This window comes from Erwinia mallotivora (genome assembly GCF_000590885.1).
GTDB lineage: Bacteria > Pseudomonadota > Gammaproteobacteria > Enterobacterales > Enterobacteriaceae > Erwinia > Erwinia mallotivora.
This window is the reverse complement of sequence record NZ_JFHN01000034.1, coordinates 16,931-40,289: the sequence shown is the minus strand read 5'-3', so window position 1 is coordinate 40,289 and position 23,359 is coordinate 16,931. Positions and strand designations below refer to the sequence as shown.

Here is a 23,359-nt window from a genome sequence, read left to right as displayed (position 1 = left end):
TTATTTAATTGTTCGTTTCTGCTTTAACTTTTATATTTCCCTGATTAAAAAACTGAAAATACAGGCTTGCAGTAGTCACCACCCCAATTGCGCCAAGCAGTAGCCACGGCAGTTCAGTCGCCCCCATCTGCTTGCCTAAATCGTATAAACTCCCACCGCCGCAGTAACCGATAAGTCCGCCGAAGGCGAGTCCCAGCTGGCTGAATCCAAGATAGCTACTACGAGCATTATGGTTAGCCAGCAGGGCATTGAGCGTTTCACGTGCGGGTTCGACAATAATTGACCCCATGTAAAACAGGGTAATGCTCATTAATAATATTTCTGTACGCTGAATGAATCCGATGAATGTCAGCCCTGCAATCATCATTATAAGACCAAAGATGATTCTGGCTGGCAGACTGAATCTTTTTTCACTCCATACCACTACAGGATAAAGTACCGTGACCGACAGAATACTTTCAATGGCGTACATTCCTGTTACCAGGTGAGTACTTTTGGCAATATCGTACAATACTACAGGCAACATCATAAGCACCTGTACGCTGAGGACATAATATCCGGCCAGGGTGATCACCCATATAACAAACTTTCTGTCTCGTAAGACGACTGATATTCCCTGTGTAACGCTGTTACCGACCGTGGAAGTCCTGAAGTCGGGTAAAATATAATAGTTTGAAACGGCAGCCAGAAAAAATAAGGCGCTTGCAGCCCAGCACAGTGAGCTGAAATCATAATTAACCAGCCAACTGCCAACTAATACACCCAGCACGGTTCCAACGCTGTCCTGAATCATCAGTATTGAAAAAAATCGCCCTCTTTCATGGGGCCGGGTAATTTTAATAATAACCGCAGTGCGTGGAGGATCAAATAGCGCTCCCCCAACAGCTGAAAAGAAACAGGCCAGGATAAGGATGAGTGGATTACTGGCATATGCCATTATTGCAAAACTGATTGTTCGCATCAGCATCCCGGCAACAATCATTGGTTTGGCACCAAACCTGTCGGCCATACCGCCGCCAAGTATGCACAAACTTTGTTGCAGGAGTTGTCTGACGCCCAAAGCCAGACCGACCACCCACCCGCTCCAGTGGAGATTATTTATAAAATGGAGCGATATCATAGGAAAGACGATATAGAAACCAAAAACAATAATAAAATTATCAAACAGGATAAATCTTTTCCCTGTTTTTCTTAGCGCACTAACCGACATCTGCTCAATTCCCTTATAATTAACAATCATGACAACACGTATCAGGGTAATTACAGCTCCTGATATCGTTTACTCATTTTCTTATTAATTGTAATTTATATTTATCTGGAAAAATGCCATCCCGAAATAAAAAACGCGCCCGCATAAAAAAGTTAATTAACTCTTCGAAAGAATAGAGTTACGCGTTTTTGTCAGTGTATTTTACGTTGTTATTATCAGCTTCCTGAAACGACGATGTCAAACCAAAACAATACTTATATTTAACATCTCAACAAAAAAAGCAACAGATCTTTAATTCCAGAAAACAGCAAGAAAAGTCAGTTCTTTGTTTCGTGAAATATCTGTTATCTGGTCATTTGTTTTAGAAAAATGTCACTGCCTGAATTTTCCATTAGTGTCCTCAGGAGATAGTTGTACAGAGTTAATAATCTATTTTTACCCTGGCTTCTGCTCTGTCCAGTCTGTTTATGGTCTGCTGTCGATGTAAGAAAATGAACTGAAGTAAAGCGCTGAACGTAAGAACACCCGGTCATGGCCATTTTCTGGTCAGCAGAAAATGGCTGAACGAATGACATCTGTTGCGGACAACTTTTATCGCGCTGAATCCGCTGTAAAAGTGCTGATTCAGCGGCACGTCACACGGGCTGTTCTTCCGTCTGCGTGGGCGGGTAACTGGCAATCTCAATCAGATTCAGGTCGGGATCGCGAATATAAAGCGAGATAATGCTGCCTCTCGCGCCGGTTCTTGTTACCGGCCTTTCCAGTATTGTCACCCTCTGAGCTTCAAATTTTGCTTTCACTTCCTCAATGGCTTCAGTGGTGATAAAGCAGAGATCCAGCGAACCAGGCACCGGCAGATGTGCCTTTGGTTCAATTTCTTTTCCCTGTTCGTGGATGTTGATTTTCTGTTCGCCAAATTTCAGCGCCAGTCTGCCCTGATGAAAAGTTTCCAGCTGAAATCCCAGTATTCGGGTGTAAAAATCGACGCACGTGTCAACGTCATGAGTGGTTAAAACCAGATGGTCGAGATGACTGATCATCTTGTCTGCCTCCTTCAGGTTATAAGATCAACGCCGCCGCTGGCAGCCCTGTGGTGTTCATCAATCAGCGTATATCAATTACTGCGATATTGAGGTCAGGGCTACTCAGGTTTCGTTCTGAGCCTCATTATCATTGCTCTTTCGAGCGCTGATGTTCAGTTATGCCAGATTCCGAACGTTAAACGAGCATAATCGAGCACAATAAATCTGAATAAGACATTAATGTTGCAAGAAAAGCCATAATCAATCATCATTCCTGCATCTGTTTCGCTTTGTTAACGCATGGGTTTCACTTTTTTCGGGTATTAAAATGAATGAAAGATTATCAACACGAATTGTCTTTTTTATTGCGGGTATCGTGACGGCGGCATGGGCGGTGATCGTTCCCTTTGCCAAAATGAATACCGGCGTTAATGAGGCCCTGCTGGGTAGCCTGCTACTTTGCCTTGGGGGTGGCGCTATCATCGCCATGCCCCTGACCGGCACCCTGACCACACGATTTGGTTGCAGAAAAGTGATCGCTGTCGCCGCCGTCATTATTATCGTCTCCCTTCCTCTACTGGCTGTCGTCAGCAGCCCGCTGCTGCTGGCGCTCAGTCTGCTGGTCTTCGGGGTGGGTGTTGGCATCACCGACTGTGCAATGAATGTGCAGGCCATCCTGGTGGAAAAATTAGCTACAAAACCAGTGATGTCTGGCTTTCATGGCATGTTCAGCGTCGGGGGGATTGCGGGTGCTGGCGCGATGACGGGCTTAATGGCACTGGGACTGAATGTTGCTAACGCCACGCTGGTGATTGCCTGCATGGTCATCATTCTGCTGATACTCAGTTACAAAGGCCTGCTGCCCTACGCTAATCCATCAGAAGGCCCCGCATTTGCTATCCCGAAAGGCACCGTTCTGGTTCTGGGCATGATCTGTTTTATTTTTTTTATGGCAGAAGGCACGGTGCTTGACTGGAGTGCATTGTATCTGGTGGAGAGTCGCAACGTCCCTGACACGCTGGGTGGACTGGGTTTTGCCGCCTTTGCCACCGCAATGACCGCCGGAAGACTGAGCGGAGACAGGATTATTGCCAGATATGGCGCTCTGAAGGTGGTGATGGCAGGAAGCGCGACGGCCATTGCCGGATTTTTGTTGGTAATCAATGGCGATCGCCTCTGGATGGTACTGGCGGGCTATCTGTTAACCGGAGCCGGATGCGCTAACGTTGTGCCGGTGATGTTCTCGCAGATTGGTAAACAGAAAAGTATGCCGCAGATGGTTGCCGTCCCTGCCGTAACCACGCTGGGGTATATCGGCGTGTTAGCCGGTCCGGCGGTGATTGGCTATATCGCCCATCACAGCTCCATCGCCCACGGCTTTATCTTTGTCACCGGGCTGGTGGTGCTCGCTGCCTGCCTGGCATTCGGTATCAGAAACCTGATTAATGCCCGTGAGGAGCAATGATGCATATCACGCATGTTGCGCTATGGACGTCAAATATGGAACGTCAGGTCCGCTTCTGGACCACTTTTTTTTCCGCCAGTTGCGGCGAGAAATATGTCAGTAGCAACAATCCTGGCTTTGAATCTTATTTCATCACCCTTGAACAGGGAGCGACCATCGAGCTGATGACCAAACCCGGTCTGGTGCAGAGTGACGAGGAAAATAATCGTAGCGGTTGGGTCCATATTGCGCTCGCCGTTGGCAGCGAAGACAACGTCAACGCGTTAGCAGAGCAGGCAAATCGGCAGGGAATACTGGCCGGGAAACCCAGATGGACCGGCGATGGCTACTATGAAGCGGTAATTAACGATCCGGATGGCAATCTGATAGAGATTGTGGCGGGGTGAATGCAGAGTCTGAGAGAGGGACTCCCCGCAGCAGCCAGGAACAGCTGATGCGCGCGATCCGCCAAAACATAGCAAGTCATTTGAACAGGCGTAATCCCCGTCAGCGTGTGCGATATTTCACCGGTGTCACCGCCAGTGCCTGCTGAAAGATGGCGCAAAAATATTGTGGCGTGTTGTAACCACACAGCCTGCTGATTTCCACCACCGGCAGACTGGTGGTTTCCAGCAACTCTTTCGCTCTGGACAATTTTTCATCCTGAATAACCTTATGCACCGTGCGACCCATTTCAGCGATAAATTTTTTGTCGAGATTTGAGCGTGAAGTACCCAGCTTTGCCAGCACGTGCCCAACCGAAATCCCCCGACAGGCATTCTTTCGAATATATCCCATTGCTCTGACCACCATCGCATCCGCCAGGGGGCGGTAGTCAGTGGACTGCCGGCTAATCACGCCTTCCGGTTTCACCACTACCTGACCACAGGGGACAGGACGTGCTGACAGCAGGTCATTCAGTAATTTTGCCGCCTCAAAACCCATTCTGCGCGTTCCCTGCACCACCGATGAAAGCGAAATCCGTGACAGATGGCCGGTCAGCTCTTCATTATCAATGCCGATAACACAGAGGCGTTCCGGCACGGCGATGCCACAGTATTCACAGGTCTGCAACACATGCCGGGCGCGGGCATCCGTGACCGCAATAATGCCGGTGTGCTCAGGTAAACCTGTGAGCAATTCCGCTAACCGCTGTCGGGCAGATCCCCAGGTATCTCCGTCGGTGATCATCCCTTCAAAAATCACCCCGGGAGAGGCGAGCGCCTGAGTCTGCCGCGTAAAGGCTGCGGCCCGCTCCTGCGCCCAGCGCTTGCCCGCCACCGCGGGCAAACCATAAAAAGCAAATCGCTCAATGCCTTTTTCCGTCAGATGCGTCAAGGCTGCCGCCACCAGCGCGTCATTATCGGTTGCCACATAGTGCACCGGCGGATAATCCTGCGGATTGTGATACGAACCACCCACCCCCACGACCGGCACGGCGATCTGACTCAGCTGGCGGGCAAGAGACAGGTCGTCAAAATCCGCAATGATACCGTTGCTTTTGAGAATGCTGTGGTGAAAAGGGTGAACGCTGAAATCCTCCTCAACATAGATATCCCAGTCACACTGGGACGCATGATAAAACTCCCCTATCCCCGCAATAATTTGCCGGTCATAAGCCTTGTTGGCATTGAAAAGCAACGAGATCCTCGCCTGAGAGGAGAAATCGTGATCACTGTTCATTCTGTTTTCCTGAAAATGGCCGACTGTTATGACGAAACAGATTACTGCCGCGAGAATCAGGTAAAAACGGGAAAATGGCTGAAACAACGGATTTCACTGCAAAGATGCGAGGAGGATCGAAGAACCGCTAAAAGAGCGGCTTGAGAACGAATGGCACCTCCCCTGCGCAAACAGAGGAGGCAGGCCACTACTTAATACTTGCCGTTTGCTGATAAAGCTGACTGAAACGCTGCTGTCGCAGGCGATAAAATGCATGGCGGTCAGCGACCGGATGATAATGGGCTTCCAGCGGCAGCTCCGGCAACAACTCTTGCGGTGAAACGCCCGGAAAGCAGCTCATTCGCGCCAGTCGTGCAGCACCCAGAGCTGGCCCGACTTCACCACCGGTGCGATAGTCCAGCGTCATGCCACTGATATCGGCCAGCAGTTGACGCCAGAAATGGCTGCGCGCCCCGCCGCCAAGCAGGGTAACTGAAGAGGGCCTGACGCCGCTGGCCTGTAATACCGCCATGCCTTCCGCCAGCCCCATACTGACACCTTCCAGCACCGCCATCGCCAAATCCTGCGGTCCATGCTGATGGGTAAAGCCCCAGAATAACCCGGTGGCATGGGGATTATTATGTGGCGTCCGTTCACCGGAAAGATAGGGTAAAAAGCAGGGAGAACGTTCGTTAAGCTCCACTTTTTCCGCCAGTGCCAGCAAATCGGAGACCGAACGCTGTCCGGTCAGCCGCGCTGCCCAGTCCAGGCAGGAGGCTGCGCTAAGCATCACCGACATCAGATGCCAGGTCTGTGGCAATGCATGGCAGAAACTGTGGACCGCCTGCTCGGGATTACTGACAAAGCCGTTACTGACGGCAAAACAGACGCCGGAGGTGCCCAGCGACAGCATCGCCTGTCCTTCCCGCCAGATACCGGCACCAATCGCCCCGGCCGCATTGTCACCCCCCCCCGCCACCACCGGTACGCTGGCTGGTAATCCCCATCGCTCGCACACCGAGGGTAACAGCATTCCGGTAACCTGATTTCCTTCCGCCAGTTCAGGCATCTGCTCCCGCGATAATCCGCAGGCGGCCAGCAGCGCGTCACTCCAGTCACGTTTGCCCACATCCAGCCACATTGTCCCGGCGGCATCTGACATATCGGTGACAAAATTTCCACTGATCCGCCAGCGCAGGTAATCCTTTGGCAGCAGTACCCGGTCAATCTGGCGAAAAATCTCCGGTTCGTGCTGCTGTATCCACAGCAATTTGGGCGCGGTGAAGCCCGGCATCATCAGGTTGCCGGTAATGCGTCGTGAGTCCTTCACGCGCTCTTCCAGCGTGACGCAGGCCTCTGCGCTTCGACCGTCATTCCACAAAATCGCCGGGCGTAAAACCGTCTGCCTACTGTCCAGCAGCACCGCGCCATGCATCTGCCCGGTCAGCCCCAGCGCCCGCACATCACGTAGCGAGTGCTGCTGCCCAAGCGCCTGCATTGCCCTGTCGGTCGCCTGCCACCACATTTCCGGGTCCTGTTCCGACCACAGTGGATGGGGACGGGATACGGTCAGCGCTTCGCTATGGCTGGCCACCACCTTGTTATCCTCATCCAGTAATACCGCCTTGACACCTGAGGTGCCGAGATCGATTCCTGTATACATGCCTTATTTCCTCTGGCGTTCAGTTCTGGCGCTGACGGCTGGCAGTGACTCGCGTCGTACCGGCGCTATCCTCTGAGAGCGCATCTGCACCGCCGGATAATCCACAGGTCAGCGGTCAGCGAAAGATAGCCTGATTAACAATATTTTCCAGACGTTCCTGTTCCCCGCTACGATGCTGAGGATACAACGCTGATTTTTCGGTATATCTGGCAAGATCTTCCAGCGAGAGGCTTCCCGCGAGGATATCCCTGCCCAGTTGGGCATTCCAGCCGGCATAGCGAGCCTCGCGAGCCTGCTCCAGCCTGCCCTCTTCCATCAGTCGCGCGGCAATCCGCAATCCCTGCGCCATCACGTCCATGCCCCCAATATGGCCATAGAACAAATCATAAGGATCGGTGCTCTGGCGACGCACTTTGGCATCAAAATTCAGTCCGCCGGTGGTAAACCCGCCCGCTTTAAGGATCTCAAACATAATCAATGCGTTTTCTTCAACGCTGTTGGGGAACTGGTCAGTATCCCAGCCGAGTTGCAGATCGCCACGGTTAGCATCCACCGAACCGAAAATACCCAGCGCCGTGGCGGTCGCGATTTCATGCTGGAAAGAGTGCCCCGCCAGCGTGGCATGGTTGGCTTCGACATTAACCTTAATCTCCCCTTCCAGACCAAACTGTTTTAGGAAGCCATACACGGTGGCCACGTCATAATCGTACTGATGCTTGGTGGGTTCCTGCGGTTTAGGCTCAATTAACAATGTGCCTTTGAAACCCGTGCGATATTTATGCTCCACCACCATCTGCATAAAACGACCAATCTGCTCACGCTCACGCTTCAAATCGGTATTAAGCAGGGTTTCGTAACCTTCACGCCCTCCCCACAGCACATAGTTTTCACCGCCGAGGGTGTGCGTGGCCGCCATCGCGGCATTGACCTGGGTTGCGGCCCAGGCAAAAACTTCCGGATCGGGACTGGTGGCCGCCCCGGCGCCATAGCGTGGATGAGTGAAGCAGTTGGCAGTGCCCCACAGCAGTTTTACCCCGGTCTGCTGTTGTTTTTCCGCGAGAAGATCGGTTATCGCCGCAAAATTATGCAGATATTCACGGACCGAGTTTCCCTGTGGAGCCACATCGGCATCATGAAAACAATAAAACGGCACGTTCAGCTTGTGGAAAAATTCGAAGGCAATGTCAGCTTTAACTCTGGCCATCTCCAGTTCATCGCCCCCCCGAAACCACGGACGTTCGAATGCGCCGGTGCCGAACATGTCAGTGCCCGCCCAACAGAAAGTATGCCAGTAGCAGGCGGCAAATCGCAGATGATCTTCCATTCTTTTACCCAGAATGATTTCGTCCGGATTATAAAAATGAAAGGCCAGATCGTTCTGGCTTTCACTGCCTTCATAGACAATTTTCTCAATGCGTTCGAAATAGTCAGCCACGGTGAGTCTCCTTGAATAAATAGCGATGAAACCGGCGAACAGGGTTAATTAACGCCCTCACTATGCAAATAACAGAATCGGGGTGACAATTATAAAATTTTATAAACCGGTTCTGTAAAATCCCAACCTTGACGGCGATCACAGCCTTTTGTTGCGACATCCCGGGCTGATGACTGACGCTTTGTGACAGGCATCATGAAAAGCAAAATAGCCATCCCGATAACAAAATATTGTCATTTCCTTCCGGCAAAGGCAGTCCTATTTTTTAATTTCGCCGCACCTCAACCCGTTTATATTAAGGCCTGGCATGACACCCCTATCTGAAATGAAAGCGAATAATCGCTATATCATCGCCATGACGCTGGTGGCGACATTAGGCGGATTATTATTTGGTTATGATACCGCCGTTATTTCCGGCACCGTTTCATCGCTGGATACGGTATTTATCAGCTCTCGCGGCCTCAGTGAATCCGCAGCCAATTCTCTGCTGGGCTTTTGTGTCGCCAGCGCGCTGATCGGCTGTATCATTGGGGGTGCCTGTGGCGGCCCCCTCAGCGCCCGCTTTGGCCGCAAGAAAACCCTGCTGATCGCTGCGGTACTGTTCTTCTTTTCCGCTCTCGGTTCGGCTTTTCCTGAATTCGGGCATCGTACGATTAATCCGCAGGAGGGTGTGCCTTATTACCTGTCAGGCTATCTGACGGAATTTGTGATCTACCGGATAATTGGCGGTATCGGTGTCGGCCTCGCGTCCATGGTGTCACCGATGTATATCGCTGAAATTACGCCCGCTGATATGCGCGGCAGGCTGGTTGCCTGTAATCAGTTCGCCATTATCCTTGGGCAGCTACTGGTCTACTGCGTAAATTATCGTATCGCGCTGTCTGGTAACGAAAGCTGGCTGAATACGATGGGCTGGCGTTATATGTTTCTTTCTGCGGCGCTGCCGTCGCTGCTGTTCTTTATTCTGCTGTTTACCGTGCCGGAAAGTCCACGCTGGCTGGCGGCAAAAGGCATGACGCAGCAGGCGGCCGCCGTGCTGGAAAAATTGTCAGGCAAACTGCGGGGAATGAGTGAACTCACGACTATCTTGCAATCGGTCAGCACCGGTCCGGAGAAAAAATCGCCGCTATTTTCATTTGGCACTGGCATCGTGGTAATTGGCGTAATGCTTTCTGTTTTCCAGCAATTTGTCGGCATCAACGTGGTGTTATATTACGCGCCCGAAGTCTTCCGGACGGTGGGTTCCAGCACCGATGTGGCTTTATTACAGACCATTATCGTTGGCGTGATCAATCTTCTCTTTACCACCATCGCTATTGCTACCGTGGATAAATTTGGCCGTAAACCGCTACAGATTATTGGCGCGCTGGGGATGGCTGTGGGGATGTTCACGCTGGGAAGCGCCTTTTACAGCAAGCTGTCGCCAACGGTGGCGCTGGCAGCGATGCTGTTTTACGTCGCCGCCTTTGCCATCTCCTGGGGGCCGGTATGCTGGGTGTTGCTGGCAGAAATTTTTCCTAACCGTATCCGCAGTAAAGCAATGTCGGTTGCGGTGGCAGCGCAATGGATCGCCAACTATCTGGTTTCCTGGACCTTCCCGATGATGGACAAGAACAGCTACCTGAACGCCCATTTCAACAACGGTTTTGCTTACTGGATGTATGGCGTAATGGCCCTGCTGGCAGCGCTGTTTATGTGGAAGTATGTGCCGGAGACGAAAGGCAGAACGCTGGAAGAACTGGAAGCCCAGTGGCGCAGGCCGACGCCACTGTCTGAAAAACGGAGCGGATAAATTGATTGAACGCCCAGCCTTTTCAGGCTGGGCGCTGTGCAGTTATCAGTGCGCCGCGAATGTTTACTCTTCGATACCGCTCCCTGAGCATCTGAAGCAGATTTGTTCCGCCACGCCGTCGCCATAACAGGTGTGACACTGTCCAAAAGCATTCTCATCTGTGGGTTCGCGTCCTGTACCGGCACAATTTTCACAGGCAAACTCCGCAGTGCCCTCACCGCAGCAGACCCGGCAAATAAGCGCATCACACATAGCCCACCTCCGCAGCCTTTGCCTCAAGTCGCCGTTTTTTACTGGCAACGATTTTTTGGAGTTGCAGGCACAAAGCGCGATTCCATACCCGGTGCTGCTTAAAAGACATATTGATGGCAGAACGATAAATAGCCTTGTGCGTCATCCATTTAATGGTTCTGGCTTTGAAATAACTTTCCAGGCAATCCCCGCGATCTGCCGGATTGTCGGGAAGGCTGGTCACCGCTGAAAAAAATGAACAGAGATATTTCAACAGCTCCGGCGCGAGCAATGTCATTTGCTGCTCTACCTCGGTGAAAAGCGCTTGTTCATCCGCGCAATCGGGGATCCTGTCGACAAATCTGGCCAGCTCTGACCACAGACTCCATGCTTTGGCAGTCGCGCCACGATCTATCCGTTTAACCTCAATTTTGTGTTCACGATGGAAAAGTAAAATGGCAGCCATGGTGTTCTGCTCAAACGGCAGTTGCAAGGCGCGGAATGTCTGGAAGATATTGCCTGCCGGTCTGTCAATGGCATGTAGCATCAGACAGATTCTGACTGCTTTATGCAGATTGTCCGGCCTGCTGCTGCCGTTAAAAAGCGACGCAATATCGTCAATGCCCGCTCTGCGGCATGAGTAAGATAAAAGATGATTGAAATGCGCAGCAATAAAAGCATCCAGAGCAGCCGGTACAGTTTGCGATGATTTAATATGGTAATTGCTGTGATTAATACACTCATGCAGGCAGGCATTCTTTGCCAGCGCGGCAAACATGGACGGGCCTGATGACTCGCTATCAAAAGCAATACCCTTTAACACCCTGACTTTTGTTTGCTCTGCCAGCTGCACCAACTGCTCTGCTGCTTCAGCCAGCCCCGCATCCAGCCGGGTCGCAGGATTGAAATAATCATGGCTGATTCTTGGTACCACCCGCATAAATTCCGCCGCGAAATAGTCCAGGTCGAAGGTAAGCTGCTCTACCTGCGCATGTTCATCATTCTGACTGTTAAGAAACTGGGTAAAGGCCAGATAAAAATCGATTTTTTCGCGCCCATTTTTCGACCCGGCAGGCCTGCCATCCTGCGTATTGTGACGTGCGGCATCAAAAAAATCCCATGCGCTGAGAGACTCTTTAACCGAAGCCGATGCCATTTCAAGATCGATAAAGTTCAGATGCCAGGATTTATATTTCTGGCTGAGCAAATAAATCGTGGTCAACAGAGCGTAAAACTCCGCACTGTGGCGGGCTGCGGCAAAGTGCTGCTGAAAAAAGGATTTATCAATGATGCTGTAAAATTTTTTCAACGCATATTTAGTAACGGGTTCCTTACCTGCGGCGTGCTGAGAAATCTGATTGATCCACGCCGTGTCAGTGAGTAAGCAGCCCTGTTGCTGCAACAAAATGGACAGAGGAGTGGGGGTGAATCTGGCATTCATACTGTCTTCCTTTCAGGGATAGTTGGGGTACATCCATTAACAGGGATTTCACTCGCAAAGAGGAGGACGTTTCCTTATATATCCGATCGCTACCCTGCCCCTGCTGGCAACGCTCGCTGCCAGAAGACAATTTTCTTACTGGCGGGCGCTTATCTTCACTTTCAGTTAACATAGTCGATGAAAAAACAGTGAGGAAAAACCATGACTCAACCTGCAAAATTAACGGTAGCACAAGCACTGGACCAGCTGGATCTTCTCTATGAAAACGCGGTTACAGCGCTGCGTGAAGCTATTGAAAGCTATATTCGCAGTGGCACCTTGCCGGATGATACCCGGCGCGCGCAAGGACTGTTTGTCTACCCGGAGCTACGCGTAAGTTGGGAAGGAGATGCAGGCAGCCATAAAAATTCGCGGGCTTTTGGGCGATTCACCCGTCCGGGCAGTTACGCTACCACCGTGACACGTCCAGCCCTGTTCCGTCGTTATCTTGCTGAACAACTGGAGATATTGAGCAACGAATATCCGGTCACGCTGGAAGTGAAACCATCAAATCAGGAAATCCCCTTTCCCTATGTCATTGACGGGGCGAATCTTGGGTTGGATCGCAGCATGAGCGCCGGACTGGCGCAGCATTTTCCCACCACTGAACTGGCACAAATTGGCGACGAAAATGCCGACGGTATTTATCAGCCAGGTGCACAATTTCCGCTTTCGCATTTTGATGCATTACGCACCGATTTTTCACTGGCCAGACTGCGCCACTACACCGGTACGCCTGTTGAACATTTTCAGTCCTGGGTCCTGTTTACTAACTACACCCGCTATGTGGATGAATTTGTCCGCTGGGGCTGTGAGCAGATCGCCGATCCGGACTCGCCCTGGCTGGCCCTTTCCTGTGCAGGCGGCATTTACATCAACGCTGATACCCCAAATCCGCAGGAAACCCTGTCAGGCCTGGCGTGGAAAAATCATCAGATGCCGGCCTGGCACCTGATTGCCAAAGAGGGTCAGGGTATTACGCTGATAAATATTGGCGTCGGCCCATCGAACGCCAAGACCATTTGCGATCACCTCGCGGTGTTACGTCCCCATGCCTGGCTGATGATTGGTCACTGTGGTGGGCTGCGCGAAAGTCAGACCATTGGCGACTATGTGCTGGCTCATGCCTATCTGCGTGATGACCATGTGCTGGATGCGGTGCTGCCGCCGGATATTCCCGTGCCCAGCATTGCTGAAGTGCAACGAGCGCTGTTTGATGCGACACGCGAGGTAAGCGGTATGCCGGGTGAGCAGGTGAAGCAGCGGCTGCGTACCGGAACAGTGGTGACCACGGACGATCGCAACTGGGAACTGCGTTACTCTGCGTCAGCGTTGCGCTTTAACCTCAGCCGTGCGGTTGCCGTGGATATGGAGAGTGCGACCATTGCCGCTCAGGGCTACCGTTTCCGCGTTCCTTACGGCACCTTATTGTGCGTTTCAGATAAACCCTTGCATGGCGAAATCAAGCTCCCGGGACAGGCCAATCGTTTTTACGAAGGTGCGATTTCTGAACACCTGCAAATAGGTATATATGCTATTAACCTGCTGCGTGCGGAAGGTGACAAACTGCATTCGCGCAAGTTGCGTACTTTCAATGAACCGCCGTTCCGCTAACAGCCTGTTTTTAGTGATAACCTGCCCGCGCTGCGGCAGGTTATCGGTGGTCAGATAGCACCGCGCTCAGCCGTCGGTTAAATCAGGCCGCTCTTGCAGCGGGCCTGATCAACCGCCTGACCTGCATGGCAGCAAATTCTGAATGATGAAATCTCGCCTGAATTTATTGTTTTAACGTCGCGTTGAGGCCTTAATTGATAAACTGTTGATTTATTCAGCAGTCAGTTGAAAAGTGCGAAAACAGGCTTTGACATCCGCCAGCGCTCTGGATATTATGCGCCCCGTTCAAGCGATTCCTCTGTAGTTCAGTCGGTAGAACGGCGGACTGTTAATCCGTATGTCACTGGTTCGAGTCCAGTCAGAGGAGCCAGATTCAAAAAAAAGCCGGTGTCTCACGACACCGGCTTTTTTTATGCAAGATTGTTCTCAACAATGACTCAACTTGCGCAAATCACCGCCTTTCAGCAGCGACAGTGCCATCCCGGACAGATAACGGGCGATGACAACCTGTTTGTCGATCTACTCTGCATTAAAAATGAAAAGAAATTCTTTCAAATCAAGATAAAAATTAAATATCCAACGCGACAAAAAATACGCCACCACAACAGAGATAGACCACATTGCCAGACCGTCGAAGCAACTGTACAAACAGATTAAAATCAGAAAAGCTGTCAGGATATAAAATTTTATTCCCGTTGTTTTCCGCACTATCCTGTCAGAACTGAGCATCGCGCTGAGTTCACTACGATAAGTTCTTTTCATATAGTAACGCTCTCTGAAGTCAGCATTAAAAAAAAGAAACCACAGTGTTATCAGCGAAAACATCAATAACAGAATTAATTTAGCCGGGGTGAAACAGGACAAACCAGCGGCAAAAAAAAACACAGGAAAGAAAAAAAGCATGGCTTTTTTATTTAACCGATTTGTGACTGAAAGCTGATAAGCCAGTAAGTACGGTGTTATCGACGGCTGCACATTGTTAACACTTTCTATCCTTGCTGACAGCTTACCTGAGGCAGAACTAAATATAAGAGCAGTTAAAAATGAGTAGATAAAAGATAATAAAACAGAATGCGCATTAAAGTATAAAGACAACATAAACAGCGATACTGAAAGTATAAAATCAATTAAAAAATAATGCGCAAATGGCAAAGCAAAGCCGAATCCAGAGGTGACAAAATGCATGAGTGACGATACCGATTTTGCCCCGCGCAAAGGGAGTAAAATCACGCCACTGAACAGATTATTCCAGCCTTCAGCATCAGTGATACAGAATCCTCGCGCAGGATCAAAATAATGGTAGCAATGATTTCTCACACCAAGGAAAACAACGTAATGTGCATTTTTAAGGTGGCTGATTACCGGTACAGTGAGCAATTGAAAAGCAGTCATGGGTATTTTTTTGCAACAGGATTCAATACCGCACCGGTCGGTAATCTGTTTAAGGATGTTAAATGACAGTCCTGTCGATCCAGGCGGATAATTTTTCCTCAGCTGATTTAGTGAAAGATGATAACCATAGTGAGAAGCTAGCGTACAAACACAGGCAAGGCCACAATCATACTTTTCAACCTGGTAGACAGGCTTTATTACGCCAGCGTAAGTCAGCACAGTACGGTCAACCCATTGATCAAATAAAAAAAGGAGCATTAAAAGAAAAGTCATCATCGCCGATTAAATCAGTTCCTCATTAATTCTGCCCTTGGCATGAAATCCATTCAGCGCTGCACTGGCGGCATAAGCCCCCATATTGTCACAGTAAAGTGTTTTTAACTCAGGGAGAGATGCTGCATCCACATACGCCGTGCCGACGTGATCAAGAGAGGTGCAGGCAGGACCGTAGACGTCAAATTTCTGCAAACCAGCAAAATTCTCAGGCTGTAGATTGCTGGCATAGAATGTCATTGGTGAAGGACGTAACGATCTGACCAGATGTAATGCACCAACCTGAGATATCCCGGCATTGACCACCAGAAAAGGTGACTCTGCATTAATGTTGTAATCCAACAGGCTCACTTCAAGACGCCCCGAGCCGCCAACAATGCCCCGCCCGCTCTCAAAAAACACAGATTCAGGCATATGGTTCAACGTTCTGAGTTTACTGCTCAGCGATTCGGTGAGTGAAACATCAGGCAAGGACAGAGCTTTATGAGGTAAACCGAAGGTATGCGGAAACCCTCCACCAAAATTAATAACGTCCGGCTGAAAGTCCGTAGCCTGGCAGATTGTTTTTATCTCATCAAGCGCATTACCCAGAGAAATCATTACTGCATCGATGCTCTGGATTTGGGAGCCGATATAACAGTGAAAACCGACAATGTTTTTTAAATAAAAATACCCTCCTCCAGCCAGGCAATCTACAATCTGTTTTGCTGTCATACCAAAATGACTTTTGGGTAAGCCATTATAAATACCATAAGTTGTACCGGGTATATAAGAAAGACGAAACAGCCCTTTGCCATCAATACCGTTCTGGACCAGTTTTTTAAAAAATTCGATTTCGCGTACAGATTCCAGTACAAAAAACAATGAATTACTTTGGGATGACAACTTAATAAATGAGGAGAGATGAATATTAACTTTGTCATAGCCAGTGATAAATATATCTTTACCAGACACCTTAGCATCAATAAGAATATCCATCTCTTGCTGTGAACAAACATCAAACCCCTGAGTAAAATCCGAAATAAAATCGATTAATGGTGGATAATTATTAGCTTTTAATGAATAGATTAATGAAGAGAAATCAGGTAAAAATTTTTGCAGGGCAAGTATATTCTTCATTATCTCAAGCTTTGAATATGAAATTTTAGCCTGAGGTAATGAATTATCTTTTGAAAGCATCAATTAACTCTCCGAAGGTTGTGTCCGACCCAGATAATAGTTCGGCTAACGTCTCCTCACTCAGCTGAGTATTATTATGGGTTTCAAGTTCAACAATAAGACCGACTAAAAGCAGTGAATCCAGACCTGTTGCAAAAAAATCCATCTGATAAATTTCATCACCAGGCGTATTGCCGGTATTTGATAAAATATAACTTTTAATAATTTCTATCATTTTTCTCTTCCTGACAGCTGAAAGGATAATAATATGGATTTGAAATTGATATCGTAAAGCGTATCATTGTTAAACATATAAACCGCAGATTTCAGATCATGATATTGATTGTGTAACCTGTCATCATTGACTGCCATGTAGCCATTCTTAAAACCTAACGATTGCATAAAAATATCAGCAAATTGCGATGCGTTTTCTGAAATAATTAATTTGGCAGAATTGAGCACCACATGTTTGTCAATATGAGAGATTTTTTCACTGGCAATACGTGAAACTCTCATTATGAGGGAATCATTGATAACCAACAGATTATTTAATTTGTTCAGCCTTAGAAATATGGCCTCATTTTTTTTATTACTGATGAAGTGAAGAAGGCTGTCAAACATAGCACGCATAGTGCTGTTCCAGCAGATACTCCACAAATAATGTGCGTAGAAGGCAATTACCTCATTTAAAATAAATTTAATATTATTTTCAATGATCAGGGCCTTACGGCTATCCAGAGAGAAGGTAACAGAAGATATTTTGTTCTCATGCATACCCATGCCCTGGAGAAAATGATGGTGCAAAATATTCAATTCCTTAATCGGTGCAAAAACCAGCACCGGCTTATCGGCTATTTTACCGGTAAACAGAATATGTGATGCCAGACTGAAAAAACTGATAACAGGGCACACGCGACTGAGTTGCCCCTCAATGTGCATCAGTTCCACTAACGAAGTCAGGGAAGATCCGTTGACGGTGGTAGTTGCAGAATAAATGAGCCCGGTATCAGTGAAATCGGTAATATTACATTCGATCAACGCATAGACAGATTGCATATGTTGAGCGAAGGAGATACCTAAAGAGAGTGAGTGAGCAGAAAGCGCCTGAAGAATGTTATGAACATCGGCGTCGGTAATAAATTTAAGATAAAAGAGTTGATTAAACTCCACAGACTCAATAGCCGATTTTAAACATTCAATAGATTTACAACTGACTATAATATCTGTAACCTCAGATTTGCTCATAGATTTCTGCAATGGTTTTATGTTCATTGTCCAGGTGTTCTCCAAAAAGTTGAATATAATCATTCAGGCTGTAATTTTTATTATTAATAACATTCTCTACAATTGAATCACTGATCGATTTATACCCCGCAGAAAGCAGTGACACGGATTCATTTTTACTGCAAGCAGGGAAAAGATTTTGCAGGCATTGATGATACCATCCGCGCGTGATATACAACTTCCATACATTGCGATTCCATATTGCAGCAGATTCATATTTTTTATCTGCGATAATATCCTGGTGCATATCAGAGATAATATCTGCAATTAACTTTGAGTTTACCGTAGACAAATAAACTTCCATAGCGTCTTTTGCAGAGCTGATAAGCACCTTATTGTCATATACTTTATCAGGTTTTTTACGGATTAAATAAATGATCACTTCATCATCTTCATTGAGAAAAAAATGTTGCCAACTCATCACCCTGAATTTCAGATCGGTAGTATTAAATATGAGATTATCATCAACCTTACGCATTTGTTGAGAATAAACCATATGAGGTATATCAACAGGTAGATTCACTTTTATCATTCGCATTCTTCGCAACAAAGTACTGTATGAATGTTGAATGACAATGCCAGAAGATTTGATGATATCTTCATATGCCTCGGACAAATCTTTCTGCTGATAAGTTCTGGATTCTATTTCGAAACCGAATTTAGCAAGGGAAAATACCGGGTTGCTTTGTTCTATTCTGACGCTCCGTTTTTCACGGTTAAAATCGAGGAAGATGTCCATATAGCAGACTGAGGCTAAGAAATTCTTATACACAGAGTTGTTAAGAATGCCCAGAATTGAATTTGTGCGACAATCGACAGGAATACTATTGATCATTTTTACTCCTTGAGATTATGATTTAACAGAGAGTTACTAATCTGTTTAAACTCGACGCCTCTGATGGTTATACCGTGATTATTATTGATATAGTTTTTGATAAAAAGCTCAAGGGTAGCTGTATCTTCTGTGATATTTTTGCTGATAACTTCAATAAAGTTATCAGCGGATTTTATTTTTAATTTAAGAGAAAATTTATCGTTAATAGACTTTATTAAAGGTCGGGTATCAATTCTGACGCCGTTAATTTTTATCATTTCACTTTCACGGCCTTCGAAATACACATACCCTTCCGCAGTGAGATTGATACGATCTCCGGTGAAAAGCGCACGCCCTTCGTCAGTGTTAATAAACTGGCATGGACCAGAATCCTGATAACCAAGCAGAACATTATCACCACGCACGATACACTCGCCCTTTCCCTGCCGCATCAGTGCACTGCTATTGAGATCACGAACAGCTATAGTAATTCCCGGAATAGCAACCCCACAGCACTGGCTGTCGACAGCACAACACGACAGAGGCATAATTGAAACACGTTTACATTCGGTAATGCCATACATAGTAATAATATGCGTTTCAGGCAATACCAGCTTACAGCTGTCATAAAGTTGTTGGGTAAAGGTTTCACCGGTCAGTGTAATTTGAACAGGCGCATACAGTGAGGGATCATTCTTGCTGGCGATGACATAATGCTTCAGTATTGCGGGTATTAACGCAAGACAATTCGCTTTATGTTCAGAGAATTTTACAAAAACCCGATGCAGGTATTCCCGAAAATCATAATAAACAACGGATGCGCCTGCGGATAAGGACATTAATATCTGATACAGGCTGTAATCAAAAGAGAGAGGTGTACAAAAACCAATACGGGAATGATTATTGTATTTAAGTACAGAGGAAATGCTCATCAAAGAGAAAAACAGGTTTTTTGAACTCGCAATCATCTCTGTCGGTTGACCTGACGAGCTACCTGATGAAAAAAGAGACAGTCTGAAATGTTCAGATTTGTCATTAATAATTGTTTCGGTGAGAAATTTTTGGATTTCAGTTTCATCGTAGCAATTCTTATCTGTCTGATAAGTCCTGCTATCGATACAGCCATTATCCAGCTGATTTGATGCTGCACTTGTTCTGTTTTTTATCCTGAGATGAATGCCTGCTGAGAGCGCCAGCATTAAAAAAACAGTAAGTGAAAAAGCATTCCCCTCAAGAATATCAACCCTGTTAATTCCCTCCTCGTTAATCTGCGAAATAAATCTCTTTTTTTGAGATATTATCGCTCCAAGAAGATCGTTATAAGTATAAGTGCTATCATTTTCTATCAGAAACACATTATCACGATTTCTGTAACAGCTCAGAATAAGATAAGAATAGATATTCATACCACCTCATATTCAATAATAAAGCAGGCGCGTGATACGCGAATTTCAGTATATTCTGGACAGGGTCCGTGCAACAGAAATAGACCACCCTTCCAGCTGACTCAGATACCGAATTGCATAAGAGAGTGAATGTGAAAGTTTAAACAGCAGTGATACCGTTGCTACAATTAAAGGGAATGAAGAGGTAACAGTAAACTGTGATAATGAAAAAATTACGGCTGAAATCAGTAGTGCACAATAAACCATGAAAATACGATTATTGATCGTATTAGCCAGTTGCGAAGATAATGATGAAAAATAAACCTGCACAGCATACGGATAGTTTTTTATTTCGCCAGAAAGTAATGTACCTGAGCGTGTGACGAAATAGACTTCCATTTGCTTGGTAAATACCGCCAGTTTTCTGTAAACATACTGACCAATTGAAAACAGCACAATGACTACGGCCAGAATATACAGACTTGCTCCCATTTTTACATAGGAATAGATAAATATTAACGATGTTGCAAGAGCGAAGAAAAACTCGGTCAACGAAAAAGATATGCCATCATCAAGAACTTTAGTATCGTAAGACAGGACTTCAATATCTTTATCATTTACTTTTCTTTGGCTTAGTTTATGAAGTAAAGCAAAGATAGTAAATTTAGCATTGATATAGAACAGCCTTTTCAGTAAGAGATCGGCCAGCATCAGGCAAAAAAGTGAAAAAATAATAACTGAAAGCAGGGTTATCAGATTTACTCCACTGACAACAAAAACATCAAATTTAAATTTGAGAAAACTGTATGCTGTTAAAAAGACAAAAGAGAGCAACAACAATATAACTGTTTTCGACGAACTTTTACCATGTACGAAATATCTGACATATCGCTTCAGCCAGTGCTGCTTAAAATTGTGACTGGTTTTAATAAAGCATCTGAGCATATCTTTATTCAGAAAACTAAACTGGTTATAAACTTCCTGACTTTCCGTAAGCGAGAATTTTTTTATTCTTTCAAGACCATTGGTAATCTGGGAACTGTAAAAAACCAGATAAGATGTACTGTCTGCAATATCAATCAGCACCGTACTGATAATAACCAGACTGGCCGTCTGGGACAGTGACAATGAAAAAAGATGAAGATAAGCAGCTGTCAGGGCAATAATCAGCGCCATCAGTGGTGCGAGATTGTATATGACTCTGGAAACGGTCATGTAATTTTGTAACTTCCACACAATTTTGTTTTCGTAAGCACGAATAACGGAAGCACTACTCCAGTGAGATTTTTTTGATGCCTGGATAAATCTGTCGATGACCGCTTTTCTTTTTTTATCAAGATGCTTTATTTTTTTTTGCCATACTTTCAGTGCCAGCATAATCAGGCCTATGACCACCGCGTAAACAGCTAAAAGAGCAATGCTGATTTTCACCAGGCGATAGCAGGTAATTAACAGTATTGACAAAGTCACATAGTAGTTGAGGAAGATATTATGAAGTTCACCTACCGATTTAATATCACGTTCAAGAGTGGCTCGTAGTAAATTTTCTTTTTTAATTTTGCTAAAATAGAGAGCCTGACTCAAAGAGCTGGCAACATTAGCCAGTATAAACGAAATATTGTACAGAAAATAATAAAGCAATATGTAAACAGATAAGCTGATAAACAGATCGGTACTGTGCCATATTTTAGGATCTATAATTTTGTAATAGAAAAAAGAGCTGGCAGTAATTGTAGTAAGATAAAGGAAAGCAAAGAAAGCTATGTAGAACTTAGCGTACCTGCCTGTCATTTTTATCAAAACATTTTTTAAAAAATCATTAAAATGCATCAAATAAAAAAACATGACCAACTTACCTCCAGATTTATAAGTATAGTTTTTTGCATAAATCTTCGACAGTGGCCAGTAGCCTGAACAAAAATTCCTTGCCTTCGCAACCTAAAGAAATACGAATATAATTCAGCCCATTTTTTTGGTTCAGACCATCATCGGCATAGGACCGCATACAGGTCTTTGACCAACCAAAACCGGCTCTGACAAGGTCAGGATAGCCATTTTTTACTGTTAAATCAACCAGAAGGGGAAGATCCAGTAAAACACTAATCTGAGTTTGAGGCACTAAATATATGACAGGAGCGACACAATGATCGAGAGAAGGTACGGTCACATTAAAGAAGTGTGATTTAACAGTCGAAAAATTAATATCATTGAGAAAACGTTTGCGGTAAGTAAAATCACCACCGTCGAGATGCTGTTGTAATTTACTGACCAGCACACTACAAAGTGCAGAACCGGTAGTTTTAATTGTTTTATCTAAATATTCAGCATTCTTGTTAAAAAAAATTGCACCAAAAACAAAATCTTCACAAGAATGTTTTACTCCGCTTTCAATAACTATCAGGTTATCTGCTGCAATCTCATGTAAAGATAAACCAGGGCCAAAGAGGCTGTTATCTATAATTACAGTTTTATATTTTTCACAGAGTTTTCGGATGTCATCTCGCCCCGAAATTACTGAACCAGAAACAGGATCGTTAATATACGGTTCGAAATAGAGCAGACAATTCTCAGTATCTGGCACGTCAAAAAATCGATCACATCGTACTATCTCGACATCTGGTGGAATAAAATCATCAAAAAGAATTTCCGTTTCAAAATAAGTTTTTGGGGACGTTATTATTTTTTTGCATTGTCGCAACTCGGCTACCAGTACAGAGTAGATGGCAGCCATACCACAGTTAACCAGCCTGCAATCATTATAGCCGAGCATGTTGGAAAACGTTATCTCAGCCTGCCTTCTTGCACCGCTGATAAAAGGATCCCACAGCACTGTCGAACTTTTCCCTTCTTTCTGTAACTGCACATCAGCATGTAGCTCAGACATGCTGTTATAATAACTACTGATAGCCGAAGTGTCTTTCATGGTTTACCTTTTGCAATAATAAGTTGCTTTAATATCGTCAACCGCGATGAATTTATTCGCCAGATAAAACCTGTTATTTTCTTTATGTTCGGAGAAGGCGTAAAGTGAAGACTCTTGCGAAAGCAGGCTACTTATCTGCCTGACAACAGCTGAACCGATGCCATTTCGCTTACTACGAACAGCCAGTGCAGAGAGAAGAACATCATCGATGTGAAACAAAGGGAAGTTAATGACGCAGCAAAATATCCCCTTATCCAGATCGTGAACAAAAAACTTGCCCTGACCTGCCGTTGACAAAAAATCACAACAGAATGGTGTGATATCATTTGAAACAAGAAAATCGTTGATTGCATGACACTGTGTTTTGTTAAAGCATTCACTGACGTTAAAGCCGGCATCAGTCCTGTCAGAACAAGGCTGGCATACTTTTTTATAGATCGACAAGTCCTGACCTGTAAGCGATTTGCAGTTGTTCTTTTTACCCTCACGATGGGTAATGTTAATATTAGGATGATAATTGTCTGTAACCCAGGTTAAATCTGATATCAAACATCGTCCATTAGAAATCAGCATACTG

19 protein-coding genes and 1 tRNA gene are annotated in these 23,359 nt (G+C 46.1%); 5 read left to right on the top strand and 15 right to left on the bottom strand.

The genetic code is table 11. The features are described from left to right. Window positions 1-4: 4 nt before the first annotated feature. Both mdtH and BG55_RS06040 read right to left on the bottom strand, forming a co-directional pair. On the bottom strand, window positions 5-1,240 hold the full coding sequence (mdtH, locus tag BG55_RS06045) for a multidrug efflux MFS transporter MdtH (protein ID WP_420889607.1): 1,236 nt from the start codon (window positions 1,238-1,240) through the stop codon (window positions 5-7). 605 nt (window positions 1,241-1,845) lie between these two features. Continuing rightward, a complete protein-coding gene (locus tag BG55_RS06040) occupies window positions 1,846-2,250 on the bottom strand; it encodes a VOC family protein (protein ID WP_034935497.1) in 405 nt (134 codons plus the stop codon). A gap of 310 nt (window positions 2,251-2,560) precedes the next feature. Between BG55_RS06040 and BG55_RS06035 the strand changes: the two genes are divergently transcribed. Next, window positions 2,561-3,697, top strand: a complete 1,137-nt coding sequence (locus BG55_RS06035; RefSeq protein ID WP_034935495.1) for an MFS transporter — start codon at window positions 2,561-2,563, stop codon at window positions 3,695-3,697. After that, window positions 3,697-4,083 (top strand): VOC family protein, encoded by a 387-nt coding sequence (locus tag BG55_RS06030; RefSeq protein WP_034935491.1) that lies wholly within the window; start codon window positions 3,697-3,699, stop codon window positions 4,081-4,083. Before BG55_RS06035 ends, BG55_RS06030 begins: the two co-directional genes overlap by 1 nt. A gap of 100 nt (window positions 4,084-4,183) precedes the next feature. On the opposite strand, the gene BG55_RS06025 is transcribed toward BG55_RS06030, so the two are convergent. The 3 genes from BG55_RS06025 to xylA all read right to left on the bottom strand — a co-directional run bounded on the left by BG55_RS06025 (window position 4,184) and on the right by xylA (window position 8,436). Next, window positions 4,184-5,359 (bottom strand): XylR family transcriptional regulator, encoded by a 1,176-nt coding sequence (locus BG55_RS06025; protein ID WP_034935488.1) that lies wholly within the window; start codon window positions 5,357-5,359, stop codon window positions 4,184-4,186. Between the two features lie 187 nt (window positions 5,360-5,546). Then, window positions 5,547-7,001: a xylulokinase gene (xylB, locus tag BG55_RS06020; protein ID WP_034935486.1), complete on the bottom strand. Its 1,455-nt coding sequence runs from the start codon at window positions 6,999-7,001 to the stop codon at window positions 5,547-5,549. 115 nt (window positions 7,002-7,116) lie between these two features. After that, window positions 7,117-8,436, bottom strand: a complete 1,320-nt coding sequence (gene xylA / locus BG55_RS06015) for a xylose isomerase (protein ID WP_034935485.1) — start codon at window positions 8,434-8,436, stop codon at window positions 7,117-7,119. 307 nt (window positions 8,437-8,743) lie between these two features. On the opposite strand from xylA, the gene xylE reads away from it, so the two are divergent. Beyond that, window positions 8,744-10,228 carry a D-xylose transporter XylE gene (gene xylE / locus BG55_RS06010; RefSeq protein WP_235192729.1) on the top strand — a complete coding sequence of 495 codons (1,485 nt, stop codon included), beginning with the start codon at window positions 8,744-8,746 and terminating at the stop codon, window positions 10,226-10,228. A gap of 244 nt (window positions 10,229-10,472) precedes the next feature. On the opposite strand, the gene BG55_RS06000 is transcribed toward xylE, so the two are convergent. Further along, window positions 10,473-11,900, bottom strand: a complete 1,428-nt coding sequence (locus tag BG55_RS06000; RefSeq protein WP_034935478.1) for a hypothetical protein — start codon at window positions 11,898-11,900, stop codon at window positions 10,473-10,475. A 201-nt stretch (window positions 11,901-12,101) separates the two neighbouring features. Between BG55_RS06000 and BG55_RS05995 the strand changes: the two genes are divergently transcribed. Further along, window positions 12,102-13,553, top strand: coding sequence for an AMP nucleosidase (locus BG55_RS05995; protein WP_034935475.1), 1,452 nt, complete (start codon window positions 12,102-12,104; stop codon window positions 13,551-13,553). A gap of 294 nt (window positions 13,554-13,847) precedes the next feature. Then, a tRNA-Asn gene (locus BG55_RS05990) sits at window positions 13,848-13,923 on the top strand. 149 nt (window positions 13,924-14,072) lie between these two features. On the opposite strand, the gene BG55_RS21770 is transcribed toward BG55_RS05990, so the two are convergent. The 9 genes from BG55_RS21770 to BG55_RS05940 form a co-directional block, all read right to left on the bottom strand. After that, entirely contained in the window at window positions 14,073-15,221 is a 1,149-nt protein-coding gene (locus tag BG55_RS21770) for a cysteine peptidase family C39 domain-containing protein (protein ID WP_071994983.1), read from the bottom strand. A 6-nt stretch (window positions 15,222-15,227) separates the two neighbouring features. After that, window positions 15,228-16,397 (bottom strand): type III PLP-dependent enzyme domain-containing protein, encoded by a 1,170-nt coding sequence (locus BG55_RS05975; RefSeq protein WP_084276220.1) that lies wholly within the window; start codon window positions 16,395-16,397, stop codon window positions 15,228-15,230. Continuing rightward, window positions 16,381-16,611: an acyl carrier protein gene (locus BG55_RS05970; RefSeq protein ID WP_034935468.1), complete on the bottom strand. Its 231-nt coding sequence runs from the start codon at window positions 16,609-16,611 to the stop codon at window positions 16,381-16,383. Before BG55_RS05970 ends, BG55_RS05975 begins: the two co-directional genes overlap by 17 nt. Next, a complete protein-coding gene (locus tag BG55_RS05965; protein WP_034935465.1) occupies window positions 16,608-17,621 on the bottom strand; it encodes a hypothetical protein in 1,014 nt (337 codons plus the stop codon). Before BG55_RS05965 ends, BG55_RS05970 begins: the two co-directional genes overlap by 4 nt. Further along, a complete protein-coding gene (locus tag BG55_RS05960) occupies window positions 17,608-18,495 on the bottom strand; it encodes a hypothetical protein (protein WP_034935462.1) in 888 nt (295 codons plus the stop codon). The genes BG55_RS05965 and BG55_RS05960 overlap by 14 nt, the downstream gene beginning before the upstream one ends. A gap of 2 nt (window positions 18,496-18,497) precedes the next feature. After that, on the bottom strand, window positions 18,498-19,829 hold the full coding sequence (locus tag BG55_RS05955) for an AMP-binding protein (protein WP_160170837.1): 1,332 nt from the start codon (window positions 19,827-19,829) through the stop codon (window positions 18,498-18,500). Between the two features lie 96 nt (window positions 19,830-19,925). Further along, window positions 19,926-21,689 carry a hypothetical protein gene (locus BG55_RS05950; protein WP_152542656.1) on the bottom strand — a complete coding sequence of 588 codons (1,764 nt, stop codon included), beginning with the start codon at window positions 21,687-21,689 and terminating at the stop codon, window positions 19,926-19,928. 34 nt (window positions 21,690-21,723) lie between these two features. Then, the gene (locus tag BG55_RS05945) at window positions 21,724-22,782 is read right to left on the bottom strand and encodes a PLP-dependent aminotransferase family protein (RefSeq protein WP_034935454.1); all 1,059 of its coding nucleotides are present in this window, start codon (window positions 22,780-22,782) and stop codon (window positions 21,724-21,726) included. A gap of 3 nt (window positions 22,783-22,785) precedes the next feature. After that, window positions 22,786-23,355 carry a hypothetical protein gene (locus tag BG55_RS05940; RefSeq protein WP_034935451.1) on the bottom strand — a complete coding sequence of 190 codons (570 nt, stop codon included), beginning with the start codon at window positions 23,353-23,355 and terminating at the stop codon, window positions 22,786-22,788. Window positions 23,356-23,359 lie beyond the last annotated feature (4 nt).

What these genes read in the sequence shown, in the direction of transcription:
- BG55_RS05965 (WP_034935465.1), bottom strand. Translation starts at nt 17,621, where the DNA reads ATGAGCAAATCTGAGGTTACAGATATTATAGTCAGTTGTAAATCTATT.
- BG55_RS06030 (WP_034935491.1), top strand. Translation starts at nt 3,697, where the DNA reads ATGCATATCACGCATGTTGCGCTATGGACGTCAAATATGGAACGTCAG.
- BG55_RS06000 (WP_034935478.1), bottom strand. Translation starts at nt 11,900, where the DNA reads ATGAATGCCAGATTCACCCCCACTCCTCTGTCCATTTTGTTGCAGCAA.
- BG55_RS05950 (WP_152542656.1), bottom strand. Translation starts at nt 21,689, where the DNA reads ATGCATTTTAATGATTTTTTAAAAAATGTTTTGATAAAAATGACAGGC.
- BG55_RS05945 (WP_034935454.1), bottom strand. Translation starts at nt 22,782, where the DNA reads ATGAAAGACACTTCGGCTATCAGTAGTTATTATAACAGCATGTCTGAG.
- xylB (WP_034935486.1), bottom strand. Translation starts at nt 7,001, where the DNA reads ATGTATACAGGAATCGATCTCGGCACCTCAGGTGTCAAGGCGGTATTA.
- xylE (WP_235192729.1), top strand. Translation starts at nt 8,744, where the DNA reads ATGACACCCCTATCTGAAATGAAAGCGAATAATCGCTATATCATCGCC.
- BG55_RS05995 (WP_034935475.1), top strand. Translation starts at nt 12,102, where the DNA reads ATGACTCAACCTGCAAAATTAACGGTAGCACAAGCACTGGACCAGCTG.
- BG55_RS06040 (WP_034935497.1), bottom strand. Translation starts at nt 2,250, where the DNA reads ATGATCAGTCATCTCGACCATCTGGTTTTAACCACTCATGACGTTGAC.
- BG55_RS06025 (WP_034935488.1), bottom strand. Translation starts at nt 5,359, where the DNA reads ATGAACAGTGATCACGATTTCTCCTCTCAGGCGAGGATCTCGTTGCTT.
- BG55_RS05960 (WP_034935462.1), bottom strand. Translation starts at nt 18,495, where the DNA reads ATGATCAATAGTATTCCTGTCGATTGTCGCACAAATTCAATTCTGGGC.
- BG55_RS06035 (WP_034935495.1), top strand. Translation starts at nt 2,561, where the DNA reads ATGAATGAAAGATTATCAACACGAATTGTCTTTTTTATTGCGGGTATC.
- BG55_RS05970 (WP_034935468.1), bottom strand. Translation starts at nt 16,611, where the DNA reads ATGATAGAAATTATTAAAAGTTATATTTTATCAAATACCGGCAATACG.
- mdtH (WP_420889607.1), bottom strand. Translation starts at nt 1,240, where the DNA reads ATGATTGTTAATTATAAGGGAATTGAGCAGATGTCGGTTAGTGCGCTA.
- BG55_RS05975 (WP_084276220.1), bottom strand. Translation starts at nt 16,397, where the DNA reads ATGCTTTCAAAAGATAATTCATTACCTCAGGCTAAAATTTCATATTCA.
- BG55_RS05940 (WP_034935451.1), bottom strand. Translation starts at nt 23,355, where the DNA reads ATGCTGATTTCTAATGGACGATGTTTGATATCAGATTTAACCTGGGTT.
- BG55_RS21770 (WP_071994983.1), bottom strand. Translation starts at nt 15,221, where the DNA reads ATGATGACTTTTCTTTTAATGCTCCTTTTTTTATTTGATCAATGGGTT.